The sequence below is a fragment of the Nocardioides sp. S5 genome (assembly GCF_017310035.1).
Classification (GTDB): domain Bacteria; phylum Actinomycetota; class Actinomycetes; order Propionibacteriales; family Nocardioidaceae; genus Nocardioides.
In genome coordinates this window covers 701,324-721,039 of the sequence record NZ_CP022296.1, presented here as the reverse complement: position 1 = coordinate 721,039, position 19,716 = coordinate 701,324, and the positions used below count along the sequence as shown (strand labels likewise).

General features: G+C 71.9%; 19 protein-coding genes and 3 tRNA genes. 5 read left to right on the top strand and 17 right to left on the bottom strand.

What is annotated here, in order from left to right:
* Positions 1-20 precede the first annotated feature (20 nt).
* The gene (gene rplJ, locus CFI00_RS03620) at positions 21-686 is read right to left on the bottom strand and encodes a 50S ribosomal protein L10 (RefSeq protein ID WP_207083923.1); all 666 of its coding nucleotides are present in this window, start codon (positions 684-686) and stop codon (positions 21-23) included.
* Positions 687-973: 287 nt separating this feature from the next.
* On the opposite strand from rplJ, the gene CFI00_RS03615 reads away from it, so the two are divergent.
* The gene (locus tag CFI00_RS03615) at positions 974-1,963 is read left to right on the top strand and encodes a DnaB-like helicase C-terminal domain-containing protein (protein WP_207083922.1); all 990 of its coding nucleotides are present in this window, start codon (positions 974-976) and stop codon (positions 1,961-1,963) included.
* Between the two features lie 22 nt (positions 1,964-1,985).
* On the opposite strand, the gene CFI00_RS03610 is transcribed toward CFI00_RS03615, so the two are convergent.
* From CFI00_RS03610 to CFI00_RS03585, 6 genes are all read right to left on the bottom strand, one after another.
* On the bottom strand, positions 1,986-2,855 hold the full coding sequence (locus tag CFI00_RS03610) for a hypothetical protein (protein ID WP_207083921.1): 870 nt from the start codon (positions 2,853-2,855) through the stop codon (positions 1,986-1,988).
* A gap of 185 nt (positions 2,856-3,040) precedes the next feature.
* Positions 3,041-3,763: a 50S ribosomal protein L1 gene (gene rplA / locus CFI00_RS03605; RefSeq protein ID WP_207083920.1), complete on the bottom strand. Its 723-nt coding sequence runs from the start codon at positions 3,761-3,763 to the stop codon at positions 3,041-3,043.
* A gap of 95 nt (positions 3,764-3,858) precedes the next feature.
* Positions 3,859-4,287: a 50S ribosomal protein L11 gene (gene rplK, locus CFI00_RS03600; RefSeq protein ID WP_207083919.1), complete on the bottom strand. Its 429-nt coding sequence runs from the start codon at positions 4,285-4,287 to the stop codon at positions 3,859-3,861.
* 103 nt (positions 4,288-4,390) lie between these two features.
* Entirely contained in the window at positions 4,391-5,230 is an 840-nt protein-coding gene (nusG, locus tag CFI00_RS03595) for a transcription termination/antitermination protein NusG (RefSeq protein ID WP_207083918.1), read from the bottom strand.
* 109 nt (positions 5,231-5,339) lie between these two features.
* A complete protein-coding gene (gene secE / locus CFI00_RS03590; protein WP_207083917.1) occupies positions 5,340-5,594 on the bottom strand; it encodes a preprotein translocase subunit SecE in 255 nt (84 codons plus the stop codon).
* A gap of 41 nt (positions 5,595-5,635) precedes the next feature.
* Positions 5,636-5,708, bottom strand: a tRNA-Trp gene (locus tag CFI00_RS03585).
* Between the two features lie 126 nt (positions 5,709-5,834).
* Here CFI00_RS03585 and CFI00_RS03580 point away from each other — a divergent pair.
* Positions 5,835-6,866 (top strand): adenosine deaminase, encoded by a 1,032-nt coding sequence (locus tag CFI00_RS03580; RefSeq protein WP_207083916.1) that lies wholly within the window; start codon positions 5,835-5,837, stop codon positions 6,864-6,866.
* Between the two features lie 7 nt (positions 6,867-6,873).
* Here CFI00_RS03580 and CFI00_RS03575 read toward each other — a convergent pair whose 3' ends face one another.
* The 10 genes from CFI00_RS03575 to CFI00_RS03530 all read right to left on the bottom strand — a co-directional run bounded on the left by CFI00_RS03575 (position 6,874) and on the right by CFI00_RS03530 (position 14,658).
* Entirely contained in the window at positions 6,874-7,926 is a 1,053-nt protein-coding gene (locus CFI00_RS03575) for a UDP-N-acetylmuramate dehydrogenase (RefSeq protein WP_207083915.1), read from the bottom strand.
* Complete coding sequence (locus CFI00_RS03570; protein WP_207083914.1) at positions 7,919-8,323, bottom strand: MaoC/PaaZ C-terminal domain-containing protein; 405 nt, start codon at positions 8,321-8,323, stop codon at positions 7,919-7,921. The genes CFI00_RS03575 and CFI00_RS03570 overlap by 8 nt, the downstream gene beginning before the upstream one ends.
* Positions 8,320-8,727, bottom strand: coding sequence for a MaoC family dehydratase N-terminal domain-containing protein (locus tag CFI00_RS03565; RefSeq protein WP_207083913.1), 408 nt, complete (start codon positions 8,725-8,727; stop codon positions 8,320-8,322). The genes CFI00_RS03570 and CFI00_RS03565 overlap by 4 nt, the downstream gene beginning before the upstream one ends.
* Positions 8,728-8,794: 67 nt before the next feature.
* Positions 8,795-8,965: a 50S ribosomal protein L33 gene (gene rpmG, locus CFI00_RS03560; protein WP_056602159.1), complete on the bottom strand. Its 171-nt coding sequence runs from the start codon at positions 8,963-8,965 to the stop codon at positions 8,795-8,797.
* 55 nt (positions 8,966-9,020) lie between these two features.
* Positions 9,021-9,094: transfer RNA gene (locus CFI00_RS03555), tRNA-Met, on the bottom strand.
* 36 nt (positions 9,095-9,130) lie between these two features.
* Positions 9,131-9,203 (bottom strand) — tRNA-Thr (locus tag CFI00_RS03550).
* 28 nt (positions 9,204-9,231) lie between these two features.
* Complete coding sequence (locus CFI00_RS03545) at positions 9,232-10,668, bottom strand: amidase (RefSeq protein ID WP_207083912.1); 1,437 nt, start codon at positions 10,666-10,668, stop codon at positions 9,232-9,234.
* A 9-nt stretch (positions 10,669-10,677) separates the two neighbouring features.
* Positions 10,678-11,262: a DNA-3-methyladenine glycosylase I gene (locus CFI00_RS03540; protein WP_207083911.1), complete on the bottom strand. Its 585-nt coding sequence runs from the start codon at positions 11,260-11,262 to the stop codon at positions 10,678-10,680.
* A gap of 5 nt (positions 11,263-11,267) precedes the next feature.
* Positions 11,268-12,209: a pirin family protein gene (locus CFI00_RS03535; RefSeq protein WP_207083910.1), complete on the bottom strand. Its 942-nt coding sequence runs from the start codon at positions 12,207-12,209 to the stop codon at positions 11,268-11,270.
* Between the two features lie 40 nt (positions 12,210-12,249).
* Positions 12,250-14,658, bottom strand: coding sequence for an FdhF/YdeP family oxidoreductase (locus CFI00_RS03530; protein ID WP_277988349.1), 2,409 nt, complete (start codon positions 14,656-14,658; stop codon positions 12,250-12,252).
* A 96-nt stretch (positions 14,659-14,754) separates the two neighbouring features.
* Between CFI00_RS03530 and nemA the strand changes: the two genes are divergently transcribed.
* From nemA to CFI00_RS03515, 3 genes are all read left to right on the top strand, one after another.
* Positions 14,755-15,849, top strand: coding sequence for an N-ethylmaleimide reductase (gene nemA / locus CFI00_RS03525; RefSeq protein WP_207083908.1), 1,095 nt, complete (start codon positions 14,755-14,757; stop codon positions 15,847-15,849).
* Positions 15,850-15,910: 61 nt separating this feature from the next.
* Complete coding sequence (locus tag CFI00_RS03520) at positions 15,911-17,794, top strand: ABC transporter ATP-binding protein (protein ID WP_207083907.1); 1,884 nt, start codon at positions 15,911-15,913, stop codon at positions 17,792-17,794.
* Entirely contained in the window at positions 17,791-19,716 is a 1,926-nt protein-coding gene (locus CFI00_RS03515) for an ABC transporter ATP-binding protein (RefSeq protein ID WP_207083906.1), read from the top strand. Before CFI00_RS03520 ends, CFI00_RS03515 begins: the two co-directional genes overlap by 4 nt.

Sequence of the window (19,716 nt, the reverse complement as noted above, 5' to 3'; positions counted from 1 at the left end):
TGGTGTACGTCGGCCCGGGGTCAGGCGTCGGTGGACTCAGCGGCCGCGTCGGCCGCTTCGTCGGTCGCCTCGGGCTCGGCGGCCTCCGCGGGAGCGGAGTCCTCCTCGACCGGGGCGTCCTCGGCAGCCGGAGCAGCCGGCGTACCGGCACCACCTGCGAGGATCGAGGGGTCCTCGGTCGCCTTCGCCTCCAGGGCGCCGGCGAGCCGGGCGACCTGGGCGAGCGGGGCGTTGAGGAGGTAGACGGCCTGGGACAGCGAGGCGAGCATGCCGCCCGCGAGCTTGCCCAGCAGGACCTCGCGCGACTCGAGATCGGCCAGCTTGGCGATCTCTGCAGCGTCGAGGGACTTGCCGTCCAGGACACCGCCCTTGATGACGAGGGCGGGGTTTGCCTTGGCAAAGTCACGCAGACCCTTGGCGGCCTCGACCACGTCTCCATTGATGAAGGCGATGGCGGTCGGGCCGGTCAGCAGGTCGTCGAAGCCTTCGATTCCCACCTCGGTGGCGGCAATCTTGGCGAGCGTGTTCTTGACCACGGCGTAGTGGGCGTTCTCGCCGAGGGAGCGCCGCAGGTCCTGCAGCTGCTTCACGGTGAGACCGCGGTACTCGGTCAGCACAGCGCCGGCGGACTCGTTGAACGACTCAACGATGTCCGCGACGGCGGCAGTCTTTTCTGGCCGCGCCATGGGGTCTCCTTCCGGGGTTGACCACCGGCGTCCCGGCCCACAGACGACGAACGCCCCGAGCACAGGCTCGAGGCGTTGGTGCGGCGCTGGCCGCTGCTCTCACCTGCGCCGGCCGTTCGCTGCTGCGAACCTTCGGTCACGGGCGAGGAGCTCGTGACCACCTGCGGTCTCTGGTATCGAAGCCAGACAGTACGCGTCGGGCCCCGAGGCAGACAAATCGGCGCTCGCAACGGGGCAAACGACCCAATCCGCTGCCGCGACGGCCCCGACGCTGGTTCCATGGACGCGTGGATCACCAGCTCACGACCGTCGGGGCCTCACTGGCCCGGAGCGACGAACGCATGCTCACCGGCCGCAACGCCGCAGGCCGGGTCTGGAAGACCGGCTTCGTCGGCCTCGACCCGCTGATCGGCGGAGGGATGCGGGCCGGTTCGCTGGTGCTGCTGGCCGGGCCGCAGGGCCTCGGCAAGTCCACCTTCGCCCTCCAGGTCGCGCGCAACAACGCCGCGACCGGGCGCCCGGTCATCTTCTTCTCCTACGAGCACGACGCCGAGGACATCACCCAGAAGCTCATCGCGATGGAGGCCGGCGAGCTCGACGAGTCGGACCAGGTGCGGGTCAACAGCATCCGGTCGATCTTCGACGACCTGTGGGTCAGCTCGCTCGAGCACCGCCTCGAGTCCGTGCCGTGCGGCGTCGAGGCACTGGCCCGGGTCTCGCACTACAGCGAGATGCTCTTCGTGCACCGCTCGACCGGGACCCGCACCGACCTCGCTGCGATCCAGAACGCCATCGAGGCCGTGCGCGAGCTGTCGGGCACGACCCCGCTCGTGATCGTCGACTACCTGCAGAAGGTGAAGACGCAGCACCCCGACGAGGACGACAGCTCCACCGAGATCGTCGAGGGCCTCAAGGACCTCGCCATCGACATCAACGCCCCGGTGCTGGCGATCGCCGCGGCCGAGAAGGCGGCACTGCGCTCGGGCAAGCGGATGCGCGCCAGCGACCTGCGCGGCTCCAGCGCGCTGGCGTACGAGGCCGACGTCGTGCTGGTGCTGAACAACAAGTTCGACATCGTCGCGCGCCACCACCTGACCTACGACCTCAGCAACGCCGAGCGGTTCCGTGACTTCGCCGTCCTCACCGTGGAGAAGAACCGCTTCGGGCGCGACGGCGTCGTGCTCCAGTTCAGGACCCGCTTCGACCAGGGCCGCTACGAGCACGAGGGCACCGAGGTCAAGGAGCAGCTGATCGACGAGCGCGTCTTCCGCGAGTGAGGCGCGAGCCCGCCGGAGCGGCTCAGGCGCCGGGGAAGTCCTCGGTGACCTCGCTGGCCGGCGGAGCCTCGATCTCCACGTCGGTGCCGAAGTCGGAGTAGGTGCCCTCGGTGCTCGAGGTCGTGGGCTGACCGCCGCCGACCGCGGGGACCTCGATGGTCTGGGCGAACTTGCGCGGCAGGTCGTCGGCGTCGACCCACATCTCGGTCACCAGCTCCTTGGGCAGCATGTCCGCCATCGCGGCCGGGAAGTCCATGGCGGCGAGGTACTTCGTGGGGTCCAGCGTGATCCGGTAGTGGTTGGTGGCCACGCCGTCGACGTCCTCGGCCCTGACCAGCTCGAGCTTCTTGGGCTCTTCGAGGGCCTTGAACATCACCTCGGGGTCGGTCGCCTTGCCGATCATGCCGAACAGCGAGTCGGGGTCGCTCAGGTCGATCTTGACCCACTTGTCACCGGTGCCGAGCTGGGGCGACTTCATGTACATCGCCTGGCCGAGCAGGATCAGCTCCATCGGCTGCGCGCCGGTGCTCGAGGCCTTCATCTCGATGCCGTCGTCGCCGTAGCGCGCCTCGCCGGTCATGGTCTGGCCCTGGCCAGCGGCGTCGGTGACCGTCTCGAAGGTGAAGGTCTCCGCCTCGCGCATCGCCTCCATGACGGCGGGGTAGAAGTCCGCGGCCGACAGCTCACTGGGAGCCTCGACGTCGTCACCGGACCCGTCGTCGGCGACGGGCTCGTCGCCGGAGTCCTCGGCGCTGGTCTCGCTCGACTCGTCGGTCGCCGAGCTCGCGGAGTCCGAGCCGGAGTCGTCACCGCTGCAGGCGGTGGCTCCCACGCCGATCGTCAGCACCAGGGCGGCGGAGCCGAGACGGCGGGCAAGGGGCGTGAGGCGCATGGTGTCTCCTGACACGGACGAGGACGAGCGGCAAGCAGGGCTTGGTGCCTTCCTACCCGATGCTTCCACACCGAAACGCCACGGCGGCCGGGCAGGTCGCCCGGACAGGCAGATCGGCCCGGCCGCCCCGCGAGGGGCGACCGGGCCGACACGGCGGTCGCGGACCCGTGGGGGTCCGGTGGGGATCAGGCCTGGTCGGCCTCGTCCTCGGACGCGACGTTCTTGATGCGGTTGGGGTCGACCTGGATGCCGGGACCCATCGTCGTCGAGACCGTGATCTTCTTGATGTAGCGACCCTTGGAGCTGGCCGGCTTGAGCCGCAGCACCTCCTCGAGGGCAGCGGCGTAGTTCTCCGCGAGCTGGGCCTCGGAGAAGGACGCCTTGCCGATGATGAAGTGCAGGTTGGCGTGGCGGTCGACGCGGAACTCGATCTTGCCGCCCTTGATGTCCGTGACGGCCTTGGCGACGTCGGGGGTCACCGTGCCGGTCTTCGGGTTCGGCATGAGGGAGCGGGGGCCGAGGACGCGACCGAGGCGACCGACCTTGCCCATCATGTCGGGCGTGGCGACGACGGCGTCGAAGTCGAGCCAGCCGCCGGCGACCTTCTCGATCAGCTCGTCGCCACCGACGAACTCGGCGCCGGCCTCGCGGGCGGCGTCGGCCTTGTCCGCGTTGGCGAACACCAGGACGCGGGCGGTCTTGCCCGTGCCGTGGGGGAGGTTCACGGTGCCGCGGACCATCTGGTCGGCCTTGCGCGGGTCGACACCCAGGCGCATGACGACGTCGAGGGTCTCGTCGAACTTCTTCTTGGAGCCGGACTTGGCGATCTTGATGGCTGCCAGCGGGGCGTAGAGCTCGTCCTGGTCGAACGCCTCGGCCGCTGCGCGGTAGGTCTTGCTGCGCTGCATTGTCTTCTCGTTTCTGTGGTGCGAAGGATGTGGTTTAGGCGAGCCAGCGCGGCTCTCCCACGTTTAGTGCTGAACTGCTGAGCTCACGAGCTCGCTCAGTCGGTCGTGATGCCCATCGAGCGGGCGGTGCCCTCGACGATCTTCATGGCGGCGTCGATGTCGTTGGCGTTGAGGTCGGGGAGCTTGGTCGTCGCGATCTCGCGGACCTGGTCCTTGGTCAGCTTGCCGACCTTCTCCTTGTGCGGGACGCCAGAGCCCTTGGAGAGACCGGCGGCCTTCTTGATGAGCTCGGCGGCCGGAGGGGTCTTGGTGATGAACTCGAACGAGCGGTCCTCGTAGATGGTGATCTCGACGGGGATCACGTTGCCGCGCATGGACTCGGTCTGGGCGTTGTAGGCCTTGCAGAAGTCCATGATGTTGACGCCGTGCGGGCCGAGCGCCGTACCGACCGGCGGGGCCGGGGTGGCCGAACCGGCCTGCAGCTGCACCTTGACGAGTGCGGCGATCTTCTTCTTGGGAGGCATAGCCTTCTCTTTCTCTCATGTGGTCATGACGAGGGCACTTCGCCCCCTGCCACGGGTTGTCGCTACTGCATTGTCCGTCCGCAGAGCGGGCGGACGGAAATCGTCAGACCTTCTGGATCTGGCTGAAGCTGAGCTCGACCGGGGTCTCGCGGCCGAAGATCTCGACGAGGGCCTTGACGCGCTGGGACTCGGCGTTGATCTCGGTGATCGTCGCGTGGAGCGTGGCGAACGGGCCGTCGACCACCATGACCGAGTCGGAGACGTCGAAGTCGGCCACCTCGACCGGCTTGCGCGGGGTCGTGGAGGCGCCCTTCTCGCCGGAGGCAGCGGCCTCGGCCTCGGCGACGGCCACGACGGCGGGGGCCAGCATGTCCTCGACCTCGCTCATGCTGAGCGGGACCGGCTGGTGGCTGTGGCCCACGAAGCCGGTGACCGACGGCGTGTGGCGCACGGCCGACCAGGACTCGTCGGTGAGGTCCATGCGGACCAGGACGTAGCCGGGGAGCACGGTGCGGGTGACCATCTTGCGCTGGCCATTCTTGATCTCCGCGACCTCCTCGGTGGGGACCACGATCTCGTGGATGTAGTCCTCCATGTTGAGCGAGATGATGCGGTTCTCGAGGTTGTGCTTGACCCGCTTCTCCATGCCGGAGTAGGTGTGCACGACGAACCAGTCGCCGGGCTTGGCCCACAGCTCGCGGCGGAACGCCTCGAGCGGGTCGTTCTCGTCAGGCTCGGAGCCGGACTCGTCCTCGGACTCGTCGGCGGCGGACGCCTCGTCCTCGGAGTCGTCCTCGGTGGCCGCCTCGGCGGAGTCGTCCTCGGCGCTCGCGTCGGTCACGTCCTCGACCTCGACGGCGTCGTCGACGGCGCCCTCCGCGGTCGCCTCGTCGAGCGACTCGACCTGGTCGTCGACCTGGTCCACGTCATTGTTCTCAGACACGTCTTCACTCCGTACGTCGTTGCTGGTGGTCCGGTGCGGGACCGGGGCCGGGCTCGCCCGGCGGGATCAGTGCGGCGGAACCGCTGCGGGACGCTCGCTGGTCAGCAGGTCACTGGGTGCCGCTGCCGGTGAAGACCTCGAAGACCAGCCTTCCGAAGGCCAGGTCGAGGAGCGTCACGATGGCCATCACGGCGATGACGAAGACCAGCACGACGAAGAAGTAGGTGATCAGCTGCTGCTGGGTGGGCCACACCACCTTGCGGAGCTCGGCCACCACCTGGCGCAGGAACGTGACGGGGCTGGTGCGCCCACGGTCGTCGCCGCGCGAGTCGCGCCGGTCCTGAACCGCGTTGCCGTCGGCCACGTTTCCCACCTTCATCGTTGTTGCTGTGCAGTGTTTCCTCGCAGGGCACGAGGGACTTGAACCCCCAACCTTCGGTTTTGGAGACCGATGCTCTGCCAGTTGAGCTAGTGCCCTCCGGCGGTCCCGTCCCCGCCTTGACGGGGCATGCCGCAGCATGTGGTGAAACCACCAATCGGGAAGCATACGGGGCGGGTCCCGCCTGCGTCGAACCGGCGGGGTCGCCCGCCTACGATTCGACCCATGGCGGACCAGGGGGCACAGCAGCCGCGCGAGGTGTCACGACTTCCCAAGGCACACCTGCACCTGCACTTCACCGGCTCGATGCGCCACGGCACGCTGCTCGAGCTCGCCGAGCGCGACGGCATCGTGCTGCCCGACTCCCTGGTGGAGGACTGGCCGCCGCTCCTCAGCGCCGCCGACGAGAAGGGCTGGTTCCGCTTCCAGCGCCTCTACGACGTGGCGCGCTCGGTGCTGCGCACGCCCGACGACGTACGCCGCCTCGTGCTCGAGGCGGCCGAGGACGACGTCCGCGACGGCGGGCGCTGGCTGGAGATCCAGGTGGACCCCAGCGGCTACGCGGCGCGCTTCGGCGGCATCACCGAGTTCACCGACCTGGTGCTCGACTGCGTCCGGGACGCCTCCGAGCGCACCGGGCTGGGCATCGCGGTCGTGATCGCCGCCAACCGCACGCGCCACCCGCTCGACGCCCGCACGCTGGCGCGCCTGGCCGCCCAGTACGCCGACCGGGGCGTGGTCGGCTTCGGGCTGTCCAACGACGAGCGGCGCGGGCGCACCGAGGACTTCGAGGGTGCCTTCCGGATCGCCGAGCGCGCGGGTCTGGCGCTGGTGCCGCACGGCGGCGAGCTCCGCGGTCCGGACCACGTGCGCACCTGTCTCGACCGGCTCGGGGCGCAGCGGCTCGGGCACGGCGTACGCAGCGCGGAGGATCCCGCCCTGCTCGACCGCGTCGTCGAGGCCGGCGTCGCGCTCGAGGTGTGCCCGGTCTCCAACGTCTCGCTCGGGGTCTACTCCGACCTCACGTCGGTGCCGCTCCCCCAGCTCCTCGCGGCCGGTGCGACGGTCGCGCTCGGCGCCGACGACCCGCTGCTCTTCGGCTCGCGCCTGGCCGGGCAGTACGCCACGATGCGCGCCGCCCACGAGCTCGACGACATCACGCTGGCTCGCCTCGCCGAGATGTCCTTCGCGGCATCCCGGGCGCCGTCCGACGTGCTCGAGGCTGCTCGTCGCGACATCGCCGCCTGGCTGGCTTGAGGGGACGTCAGAGGGCGCAGCCGACGGTGACCGGCTCGTTGACCAGGCGCACGCCGAAGCGGGCCTCGACCCCGTCGCGCACCTCGCGGGCGAGGGTGAGCAGCTCCTCGGTGGTGGCGCCACCTCGGTTGGTGAGGGCGAGGGTGTGCTTGGTGGACAGCGCCACCCGCTCCCCCGCGGCCGCGCTGACGTGGCCCTTGCCGAAGCCGGCGTGCTCGATGAGCCAGGCCGCGCTCGACTTCACCGTGCCGTCGGGCTGCTCCCAGCGGGGCGCGGCCTCCGGCAGCGCGGCGGCCTGCTCAGGGGTGAGGAACGGGTTGGTGAAGAACGACCCGGCGCTCCACGTGTCGTGGTCAGCGTCGTCGAGCACCATGCCCTTGCCGGACCGCAGGGCAAGCACGGCGGCACGTACGTCGGCCAGCGGGGCCCGCTCGCCGACCTCGACGCCGAGGTGACGCGCGAGCTCGGCGTACGCCACGGGCGCGGCCAGCGCGCCGACGCGCAGCTGGAACGTCACCTCGAGGACGAGGTAGCGGCCCGGGTCGGCCTTGAAGCGGCTGTGGCGGTAGCCGAAGCCGCAGTCTCCCGCGGCGAAGGTGCGCTGGGTGCGCTGGACGCGGTCCCAGGTGCGGACCCGGGAGACGGTCTGGGAGACGTCTTGGCCGTAGGCGCCGACGTTCTGGATCGGCGTCGAGCCCACCGCTCCCGGGATGCCGGACAGCGCCTCGATGCCGGACCAGCCGCGCGCGACGGCAAGGGCGACGAGCGCGTCCCAGTCCTCGCCCGCGGCGACCCTGAGCTCGACACCTCCGCACTGCGGACCCGCGTCGGGGTCGTCGGGCGCGGCGTGCACGCCGGTCGTCGCGACCTGGACGACGAGGCCGTCGAAGCCGTCGTCGCCGACGACGAGGTTCGAGCCGCCCGCCAGTACGAGGACCGGGGTCCCGGCCGCGTCGGCGTCCGCGACGGCGCTGACGAGCTCGGCCTCGGTGGTCGCGCGCACCCACGAGCGGCCGGGGCCGCCGAGGCGCAACGTCGTGTGGTCGCGCAGGTCAGGCACGGGTCGTGGCCTCGCGCACCACGGCCTTCGGCATGCCCAGCACCTTCTGGCCCCCGCAGGTGACCTCGAGGGCGAGGGTGACCAGTCCGTCGGCGACCGACTTCACGGTGCCGGCGACCACGACGTCCGCGCCGCCCTCGGCGGGCACGACGACGGGGCTGGTGAACTTCGCGCCGAGGTCCACGACCTCCGCACCACCGGTCCACTCCGCGACCGCGCGACCGACCAGGGCGAGCGTGTACATCCCGTGGGCGATGACGCCGGGCAGGCCGACGCTGCGCGCCACGTCCTCGTCCTGGTGGATCGGGTTGTGGTCGCCGCTGGCCTCCGCGTAGGCGACCAGGTCGGCGCGGGTGATCGTGAAGGTCTTCGCCGGGAGGCCGTCGCCGGGATTCATGCGGCACCTCCGGCGGAGTGGACGAGCGTGGCCCTGCCGGTGCAGACGACCGCACCCGTGGCGTCGGCGATCTCGCTGGCGGTGGCGATGATGTCGGCGCCCCCGATCTGGCGCAGCCCGGTCACGGTGAGCGTGGCGGTCAGCTCGTCGCCCGGCACCAGCGGGCGGGCGTAGGCGAAGCGCTGCTCGCCGTGGACGATGCGGTGCAGGTCGATCTGCTCGGCGTCGAGGAAGGCCTGCATGGCGTCGAAGGCGAGCACGATCGGGAAGGTCGGCGGGACCACGGTGCCGGCGTCGCCGGGGTGTCCCACGGCTGCGGCGAAGGCGCTCACGCGCTCGGGGGTCACGGTGAGGGGGGCCGGCGCGGGGAACTCGCGCCCCACCAGGGAGGGGTCGACGGGCATGGCACGACCCTAGAACACACAGCGACCCGCCCGAGAGTCTCGGACGGGTCGGCGGTGACGAAGAACGTCAGCGGGTCTCGCGGTGCGCGGTGTGCGCGCGGCAGCGCGGGCAGAACTTCTTCAGCTCGATCCGGTCGGGATCGTTGCGACGGTTCTTCTTGGTGATGTAGTTGCGCTCCTTGCACTCCGTGCACGCGAGCGTGATCTTGGGGCGAACGTCAGAGCTCTTGCTGGCCATGGGAGATCCTTGGGTTGCGGGTGGTGCGGAGTGGAGCTGGATGAGATTTCGGTAGTAGCGGGGGCGGGACTCGAACCCGCGACACCACGATTATGAGCCGTGTGCTCTAACCACCTGAGCTACCCCGCCGCGGAGGTCCGACCACCCGGAGGAGATCAGACCCAGAGCCCCTTTACGGAATCGAACCGTAGACCTTCTCCTTACCATGGAGACGCTCTGCCGACTGAGCTAAAGGGGCAACGACGGAGAACGATACACATGGGCCGTCACGATGAGAAATCGGCTCCCGAACGGCCTTGTCCCGCCTGGATCCGGGGCCATCCGACGGCCACCTCGAGCTCGTAGGCCAGGCCCAGGAGGCGGGCTTCGCGGCCCGCTCCGGCACCCAGCATCATGCCCTGCGGCAGGCCCGCCGAGGTGGTCGCGAGAGGCAGTGAGACGGCCGGCTCGCCGGTCGCGTTCTGCAGCGGCGTGAAGGCGACCCAGTCCATCAGCCGGCCCATGATCTCGTCGTAGTCCTGGTCGGGGCGCAGGTGCCCGACGCGCGGCGTCTCGGTGGCCAGCGTCGGCGTGAGGGTGATGTCGTACGCCGCCCGGTGGCGCGCAGCGAGGCGCTGCGAGCTGCGCAGCACCGCGATCGAGAACGGCTGCTTGTGCAGGTTGCGCGCGGCGTGGCGGGCCAGGCCGAGGGTGAGGTTGTCGAGGCGGCTCGGGTCGAACGTGGGGCCGAAGTCCTTCCTGCCCCGCCGGGCGATCACCAGCGCGAGCATCGACCAGAACCGGACGAAGTGCTCGGGGAAGCTGTCCGGGACGGGGTTGTCGACCTCCTCGACGTGGTGCCCCAGGGACTGCAGCAGCTCGGCCGTGCGCAGGGTGAGATCGCGGACCTCCGGGCTGCAGTCGCGGCCGATGCCCTGGGTCACCACCGCGACCCGCAGCCGGGCCCGGCTCGGCCGGGTGACGTCGCCGACCGGCGCCAGGAGCGGGTTGCGCCAGACCTTCTCGGCCTCGCGGTAGAACGCGGCCGTGTCGCGCACGCTGCGGGTCAGCACGCCGTCGGAGACGATGCGCACGGGCATGTCGCGCATCATCCGGTCCTGCGCGAGCCGCCCGCGCGTCGGCTTGAGGCCGACGAGGCCGTTGACGGAAGCCGGGATGCGGATCGACCCGCCGCCGTCGTTGGCGTGGGCGATCGGCACCGCACCGGCGGCGACCAGCGCGGCCGACCCGGCGGACGACGCGCCGGCGTAGTGGTCGGGGTTCCACGGCGAGCGCACCGGCCCGAGGCGTACGTGGTCGGCGGCGCCGGAGAAGCCGAACTCCGAGAGCTGGGTCTTGCCGAGCGGGATGAGGCCGGTGGCGAGGTACATCCGGGCGAAGTCGCCGTCGGCACGTTGCGGCTCGGCGGTGAACGCGTCGCTGCCGTGCTGGGTGGGCATCCCGGCCACGTCGACGTTGTCCTTGACGAAGGTCGGCACCCCCGCGAAGAAGCCGCCCCGCGGGTGGCGGGCCTCCTCGCGCGCGCGGTCGTAGGCGGCGTACGCCACCGCGCCGAGCGCGGCGTCGACCTGCTGCGTGCGGACGATGGCCGCCTCCACCACCTCGGGCACCGAGACCAGCCCGTCGCGGAGCGCCGCCACCAGCCCGGTGGCGTCGAGGTCGGTCAGGGCGTCGTCGGCGGAGAAGGCGTGCACGCGGTCCATGCGCGGAGACTAGCCAGCGCAGCCCCGCCGGTGACACCCCTCGAGGTGGTCGTCGACCAGGCCGATGGCCTCCATCAGGGCGTACATCGTGGTGGGCCCGACGTGCGCGAAGCCGGCCTTCTTCAGCGCCCCGGACAGCGCGACCGACTCCGACGAGGTCGTGGGCAGGTCGGCGGTGGTGCGCGGCGGCGGTCCGGGCTCGGGCCGGAAGGACCAGATGAAGGACTCCAGGCCGCCGTCCGCGCGCAGGGCGACGGTGGCGCGGGCGTTCGCGATGGCAGCGTCGACCTTGCGCCGGTTGCGCACGATGCCGGCGTCGGCCATCAGCCGCTCGACGTCCGCCGGCCCGAAGGCGGCGACGACGTCGGCGTCGAAGCCGGCGAAGGCCTCTCGGAAGCGCGGGCGCTTGTTGAGGATGGTCAGCCACGAGAGGCCGGACTGGAAGGCCTCGAGGGTGAGCCGCTCGAGGTGGGCGCTCTCCCCCGACACCCGCATCCCCCACTCGGTGTCGTGGTAGGCCGTGTTGACGGGGTCGCCGGCACCCCAGGGGCAGCGCGCGACGCCGTCCGCGCCGACGACGGCTCCGGCACCCACCGCGGTCAGTGCCTCAGCTTGAGGCGGACGTTGGGCAGCTCGGGGGCCGGGATCGGCGGGAGGTCGAGGTCGACCACACCGAAGCGCCCGGCGGCGACGGACGTGCCCGCGTCGACGACCTCGCCGTCGGCGGTGATCTGGTCCTGCCACTCCTCGCGGAAGCCGACGATCTCCTCGTGGGTCCGGCCGATGAAGTTCCACCACATGACGATCGCCTCGCCGAAGGGCGGCCCGCCGAGCAGCAGCAGGCGCGACTCCTCGAGGGCGGTGATCGTCAGGGTCGTACGCCCCTCGGCGACGTGGGCGAGGTCGCTGGGCTTGATCTCGGTGCCGTCCAGCTCGACGAGACCGACGTCGAGGAGCACGCCGTGCTCGAAGGTCGCGTCGACGTCGACCTCGAGGCTCCGGCCGGGCGCGAGAATCAGCTCGGCGCCGAGCAGCGGCGTGTGGGTGTGGACCGGCGAGCTCGTCCCGAGGAGTGAGCCGATGAAGACCCGCGCCTCCCAGCCGGGGCCGCGCACCGGCTCGGGCGCGAAGTGCTCGAAGCCGGGGTCGCAGTGGCGGGTGGCGTCCGGCAGGGCGATCCAGAGCTGGGCGCCGTGGAGCAGGGTGGTGTCGGGCGTGGAGACCTCGGTGTGGCTGATCCCCCGGCCGGCCGTCATCAGGTTGAGCTCGCCCGGGCGGACCGTGGCGAGGCTGCCGACGGAGTCGCGGTGCTCGAGCTCGCCGCCGAAGAGCCAGCTCGCGGTCTGCAGGCCGGTGTGCGGGTGAGCGGGCAGCACCATCCCGCCCGTCTCGTCGACCTCGTCGGGCCCGTAGTGGTCGACGAAGCACCAGGCGCCGATGAGCGACCGGTGCCGCTGCGGGAGCGTGCGTCGTACGCGCATGGCCCGGGGACCTCCGAGGGGGACCTCACGCGGGGAGAGCACGTCGATCTGCGTGGTCATCGCTCGCCACCGTACCCGTACGAGTGAACCAGCGGGCGGGTCAGCTCAGGTGGTGCGGTTCGTCGTCGCGGAGGGACCCGGAGCCCTGGTCGGGCGAGCCGTGGGAGTCCGAGTGCCCGTCGCCCTCGCCCGGCCGGTCGAGCCGCACGACGATCGACTTGTAGACCGGCTGGTTGCTCTTGTCCGCCGTGGAGTCCAGCGGGACGAGCGGGTTGGCCTCCGGGTAGTAGGCCGCGACGCAGCCGCGCGGCTGGTCGTAGGGGATGACCCGGAACGACCGCGCGTAGCGCTCCACCCCGTCGCGCCACTCGCTCACCAGGTCGACCAGGTCGCCCTCGGCGTAGCCCAGGTCGCGCAGGTCGTCGGGGTTCACGAACACGACCCGGCGCCCGCCCTTGACGCCGCGGTAGCGGTCGTCGAGGCCGTAGATCGTGGTGTTGAACTGGTCGTGCGAGCGCATCGACTGGAGCAGGAAGCGGCCCCGCGGCACGTCGAGCACGTCGAGGGGGGTCGCGGTGAGGACCGCCCGGCCGCTCGGAGTCTCGAAGACCCGGTTGTCGCGCGGCGGGTGGGGCAGGACGAACCCGCCGGGCTCGTCGACCTTCTCGTCGTACGACGCACAGCCGGGGACGACGCGGGCGATCCGGCGGCGGATCTCGGAGTAGTCCTCGCGGAAGGCCGCCCACGGGACCGGCGAGTCCTCGCCCAGGGTGGCCAGGGCGAGGGAGCAGACGATGTCCACCTCGGACCGCACGTGCTCCGACGGCGGGTCGAGCGGTCCGCGCGAGGCGTGCACGGCCGACATCGAGTCCTCGACCGTCACGCGCTGCACGCGGCCGCCGGTGAGGTCCTTCTCGCTGCGGCCCAGGGCGGGCAGGATCAGCGCCTCGCCGCCGTGCACGACGTGCGAGCGGTTGAGCTTGGTGGAGACGTGCACGGTCAGCGCGGCGTTGCGCATCGCGGCCTCGGTCGCCTCGGTGTCGGGGGCGGCGCCGACGAAGTTGCCACCCATCGCGAAGAACACCCGGATCTTGCCGTCGCGCAGCGCCTGGATGGAGCCGACTGTGTCGAGGCCGTGCTCGCGCGGCGGGTCGAAGCCGAACTCGTCGCGGATCGCGTCGAGGAAGTGGTCGGGCAGCCGCTCCCAGATGCCCATGGTGCGGTCGCCCTGCACGTTCGAGTGTCCGCGCACCGGGCACACCCCCGCGCCCGGCTTGCCGATGTTGCCCTGGAGGAGGGCGACGTTGACGATCTCCTTGATCGTGCCCACCGCGTTGTGGTGCTGGGTGATGCCCATCGCCCAGCAGGTGATGGTGGCCGGCGACTCCGCGATCATCCGGGCCGCCTCGGTGACCTGCTCGCGGGTGAGGCCGGTGGAGGCCTCGACCTTGTCCCAGTCGAGGTCGGCGACGTGCTCGACGTAGGCGTCGTAGCCGGTCGTGTACTGCTCGAGGAAGTCGTGGTCGACCGCGTCCCACTCGACCAGCAGGGCGCCGACGGCCTGGAAGAAGGCGAGGTCGCCGTTGAGCCGGATCGGCAGGTGCAGGTCGGCCAGGGCGGTGCCGACCGTCATGCCCTTGGGGTGCTGCGGGTTCTTGAAGCGGACCAGGCCCGCCTCCTGGAGCGGGTTGATCGAGATGATGCGGGCCCCGCGGGACTTCGCCTCCTCCAGCGCGGACAGCATCCGCGGGTGGTTGGTGCCGGGGTTCTGCCCGACGACGATCAGGAGCTTGGCCTGGTGGATGTCCTCGAGGCTGACCGAGCCCTTGCCGATGCCGATGGTGTCCACGAGCGCGGAGCCGGACGACTCGTGGCACATGTTCGAGCAGTCGGGCAGGTTGTTGGTGCCGAACGCCCGCACGAAGAGCTGGTAGACGAACGCGGCCTCGTTCGAGGTCTTGCCGGAGGTGTAGAACGTCGCCTGGTCGGGGTGGTCCAGGCGCCGCAGGTGCCCGGCGATGGTGGCGTAGGCGTCGTCCCAGGAGATCGGCGTGTAGTGGGTGGCACCGGGGCGCAGCACCATCGGCTCAGTGATGCGGCCCTGCTTGCCCAGCCAGAACTCGGTGCGGCCGGCCAGGTCCTCGACCGGGTGGGTGGCGAAGAACTCACGGTCCAGCAGCTGGCGCGTGGCCTCCTCCGCGACGGCCTTGGCGCCGTTCTCGCAGAACTCCGCCGCGTGCCGGTGGCCCGGCGCGGGGTCCGGCCACGCGCAGCCCTGGCAGTCGAAGCCGTCGACCTGGTTGAGGCGGGTCAGCGTGGACGCGGTGCGGCGTACGCCCATCTGGCCGATGGCACGTCGCATGGCCACCGCGACGGCGGTGACGCCGGCAGCGGCGTGGGCCGTCGACTCGACCTCGACCTCGCTCTCGTCGATGTCGTGGGTGGGCACCTGCCGGGCCTCGTTGCGGAGGCGGGCGGGCACGTCTCGCAGCTGGGAGAGGAGCGTCACGCGCCCCATCCTGCCTCGGGGGTGGTGCCCGGCACACCGCCCGGAGGGGTCCCGTCGGCCGGAATACCCGGGCACGGCCCCCTGTTGGCGCCTGTCGTGCCCTCCCTCCTCGATCCCCTGACCCTCGGTGCCGTGACGACGCAGAACCGCGTCCTGATGGCACCGCTCACCCGGATGCGGGCCACGGCCCCCGGCGACGTCGCCAACGACCTGATGGCCGAGTACTACGTCCAGCGGGCCAGCGCCGGCCTGCTGATCAGCGAGGGCACGCAGGTCAGCCCCGAGGGCAAGGGCTACATGGACACCCCGGGCATCCACAGCGAGGAGCAGGTCGCCGGGTGGCGCCGCGTCACCGACGCGGTCCACAAGGCCGGCGGCCTGGTCGCGGCCCAGCTGTGGCACGTCGGCCGGGTCTCCCACGAGTCCTTCCACGACGGCGAGCTCCCGGTGTCGGCCAGCGCCGGCCCCTACCGCAACCGCACGACGGTGCGCGGGGAGGACGGGCGCCCGACGCGCGTGGCGTGCCCGGTGCCGCGGGCGCTGCGGACCGAGGAGATCCCGCGCGTCGTGGAGGACTACCGCCGCGCCACCGTCAACGCCCGCGAGGCCGGTTTCGACCTCGTCGAGATCCACGGCGCCCACGGCTACCTGCTCCACCAGTTCCTCGCCGCGGACAGCAACCTGCGCACCGACTCGTACGGCGGCTCGCTGGCCAACCGCGCGCGGCTCATGCTCGAGGTCACCGACGCGGTGGTCGACGCGTGGTCCGCGGACCGGGTCGCGATCCGCATCTCGCCGATCGGTTCCTTCAACGGCACCTCCGACCCCGAGGGCGCGGAGGCCGGTCTCCACGTGGCCCGCGAGCTGGGCCGGCGCGACCTGGCCTTCCTCCACCTCTCCGAGCCCGACTGGGCCGGCGGCCCCGAGCTCGACGACGACTACCGCCGCGCGCTGCGCGAGGCCCACCCCGGACCCATCGTCGGCGCAGGCGGCTACGACCGTGCCAAGGCCGACCGGCTGATCGGCGCCGGGCTCGTCGACGCGGCCGCCTTCGGCCGCACCTTCATCGCCAACCCCGACCTGCCGCGCCGCCTGGCCGAGGACCTGCCGCTCAACGAGCAGCGACCGGAGTCGTTCTACGGCGGCGACGCCGAGGGCTACACCGACTACCCGGCGTACGGCGCAGCGTGAGGCCGCTCACGGTTAATTGCATCGTGGCGAGCGGGTGAGAGCGCCTAGGGTCGGGCACGACATGCAGGACTACCCACCCCGGATCGCGACGTTCTTCACCGGCACCGACGACGCACCCACGCCGGACCCCGACACCCGGTCGCCCGCGGCGTTCCTGCGGTGGGTGCTGGGCCGCCAGAAGGCGCTGATCGCGCTCTCGTCACTCTGCTACGCCTTGTGGTTCCTGCCGATGACGCTCGGGCCCTGGATCTTCGGCCGCGCCGTGGACGAGGGCATCGTCGGCGGCTCGGAGCGGGCGCTGGCCGGGTGGGCCGCGCTCCTGCTGCTCGTGGTGGTGATCGGCGGCGTCTTCGGCATCGTGTCGCACACGCTGGTCGTGCGGAGCTGGCTGGTGAGCCTCTACGGCACGCTCGAGATGGTCACCCGCAAGGTCGCGCAGATGGGCCACGTGCTGCCGCGCCGCTCCCCCACCGGCGAGGTGCTGAGCGTGGCCTCGAGCGACTCCGACGAGTTCGGCGCGCTCACCGAGATCCTCGCGCGCACCGTGGGGCAGCTGGTGTCCTACCTGACCGTCGCCTTCATCGTGCTGACCATGTCGTGGCAGCTCGGTCTGCTCACCCTGGTCGCGGCGCCCCTGCTGGTCGGCGCCGCCCTGCCGCTCCTGCGCCCGCTGCACCGACGCCAGCAGGTCGAGCGCTCGCGCACCTCCGAGCTCACCTCGCTGGCCACCGACATCGTGGCCGGCCTCCGCATCCTGCGGGGCATCGGCGGCGAGCAGACCTTCGGCGCCAACTACGCGCGCCAGTCGCAGTCGGCCCGGCGCGCCGGGATCTCGGCCGGCATCTGGCAGGCGGCCGTCGAGGCCGTCGGCGTCCTCTTCTCCGGCCTCTTCCTCGTGAGCCTGGTGTGGCTCGGCACCCGCCAGGTCCGCGAGGGCGCGCTCAGCGTGGGCGAGCTGATCACCTTCCTGGGCTACGGCCTCTTCATGGTCGGCCCGATCCGCACCTTCTTCGAGTTCGTGCAGAAGGGCACCCGCTCGCTGGTGAGCGCCCGCAAGGCGATCGCGATCTTCGAGCAGCGCCCGCCCTGGCGAGACCCCGCGCAGCCCGTCGCCCTCGACGGGTCCGCCGCCCTGCACGACTCGGCCAGCGACCTCACCGTCGAGCCGGGCCGGCTGACCGTGGTCGTCAGCGCCGTCCCGGAGCAGAGCGCTGCGCTGGCCGACCGCCTCGGGCGCTACCTCCCGGCCGACACCGAGCCGGTCCCCGCCGAGGGCGAGGAGGGCGCGCGCGGTCGGGCGGCCCGCCAGGCCCGCGCCGCCCGGGCGCTCGAGCGGGCCCGGATCGCCGCCCTCGACGAGGAGCGCGCCGGCAACGACTGGGGCGTGACCCTCGGCGGGGTCGACCTGGCCCGCGCCGGGCTCGACGACGTACGCCGCCAGGTGCTGGTCAGCGACACCGGCAGCCAGCTCTTCGCCGGCACCCTGCAGGACGCCGTCGACCCGCACGGCCGGCTCACCCGTGAGCAGGCCGAGCACGCGCTGCGCGTGGCCAACGCCGAGGACGTCTACGACGCGCTGCCCGAGGGCTGGCAGGGCGAGCTCGACGAGCGCGGCCGCGGCCTGTCCGGCGGGCAGCGGCAGCGCGTGGTCCTCGCCCGCGCCGTCGCGGCGGACCCGCCGGTGCTGGTGCTGGTCGAGCCCACCTCCGCCGTCGACGCCCACACCGAGGCGCGCATCGCCGAGCGCGTCGCCGTGACCCGCTCGGGTCGCACCACCGTCGTCATGACCGTCTCCCCGCTCTGGCTCCACCACGCCGACCACGTCGTGCTGCTGCACGACGGCACCGTCGTGGCCGAGGGCGCGCACGCCGACCTGCTGGCCGGCAACGACGACTACCGCCGCGTGGTCGCCCGCGCGCTCGACGACGAGGAGGTGGTCCGATGACCACCGACCTGCTCGCCACCTCCCCCGAGACGTGGCGCGACCGCACCATCGACCCGCCGGTGGTCCCCGACGAGCTGCGCCTGCCCGGCCACGGCAGTCCCCGCGAGCGCAACCGCGCCCTGTGGCAGCGCCACGAGCTGCGCCGCCAGCGCGCCGAGGACGTCTACGCCGCCTCGCGCAACCCGGTGCGCGGCTGGCCGGTCTCGGGCAACCGCGCGGTGCTCACCTTCTTCCGCGACCTCGTCCGCAGCCGCAAGGGCTCCTTCGCGCTGATGGTCGCCCTCAACGCGCTTGCCGCCGGCGCCGCACTCGTCGTGCCCCGCCTGCTCGGCTCCCTGGTCAACCGGGTGCAGGCGCAGGGCGCGGCCGTGGAGGGACTGAACGCCATCGCCCTCGCGGTGGTGGGCGTGGTCGTCCTCCAGTCGCTCCTCACCTTCGGCGCCCAGCGCACCTCGACCCACTTCGGCCAGGACCTGCTGGCCTCGGCGCGCGAGTACGTCGTCGACACGATCCTGCGCCTGCCCGTGGGGCGCGTCGAGGGCGCGAGCACCGGCGACCTCGTCACCCGCGTCACCCGTGACGTCGGCACGATGGCGCGCTCCGTGCAGTGGGGCGTGCCCCGGCTGCTGATCTCGCTGATGACGGTCCTGCTCTCCGTCGTGGCGATGATGCTCAACTCCGTCGTGCTCGCCCTGCCCGCGCTGCTGGTCTTCGCGCTGTGCACCCCCGCGGTGCGCACCTACCTCCGGCGCGCACCCAAGGCGTACATCACCGAGGGCGCCACCTACTCCCGGATCAACACCACCCTCACCGAGACGGTCGAGGGTGCCCGCACCGTCGAGGCACTGCACCTGTCCGGAGCCCGGGTGCGCGCGGGCAGCGACGACATCGAGGTCTCCGCGCAGGCCGAGCGCTACGGCATGACCCTGCGCAACGTGCTCTTCGCCGCGCTCAACGCCGCCTTCCAGGTGCCGCAGGTGGTCACGCTCGTGGTGGGCGCCTACGGCTACTCCCGCGGGTGGGTCGACCTCGGCCAGATCACCGCCGCGATGCTCTACGTCGTCGCGCTGAGCGAGCCCCTCGACGCCGTCATCGGCGAGGTCGACCGGCTCCAGGTCGGTGCCGCGTCGACCAGCCGGCTGCTCGGCATCGCCGAGGTGCCGCCGGACCGCGAGCCCGGCGACCGTCTCCCCGACGGCGTCGAGCTCACGGCCACGGACCTGCGCTTCGCCTACCGCGAGGGCCACGACGTGCTGCACGGCGTCGACCTGCACCTCGCCGTCGGCGAGCGGCTGGCCGTCGTCGGTCCGAGCGGGTCGGGCAAGTCCACCCTCGGTCGCCTGCTCGCCGGCATCAACCGCCCCCGCACCGGGACCGCGCGCGTCGGAGGCGTCGACCTGGTCGACCTGCCGCTGGAGGTGCTGCGCGTCGAGGTCGCGCTCGTGACCCAGGAGCACCACGTCTTCATCGGCTCGGTGCGCGACAACATCGTGCTGGCCCGAGAGGACTCCACCGACGACGACGTCCGCGAGGCGCTGCGCGCGGTGGGCTCGCTCGCCTGGGTCGAGCGGCTGCCCGACGGCCTCGACACCCTCATCGGCTCCGGTCGCTTCGCCCTCACCCCGGCCCAGGCCCAGCAGGTCGCGCTCGCGCGCCTGATCATCGCGGACCCGCACACGCTGGTCCTCGACGAGGCGACCTCGCTGATCGACCCGCGGACCGCGCGCACCCTCGAAGGGTCGATGAACAACCTCCTCGAGGGCCGCACCGTCGTCGCGATCGCGCACCGGCTCCACACCGCGCACGACGCCGACCGCATCGCCGTGGTCATCGACGGCCGGATCGTCGAGCTCGGCAGCCACGACGAGCTGCTCGCCCTGGACGGGGAGTACGCCGACCTCTGGCACGCCTGGACCTCCTGA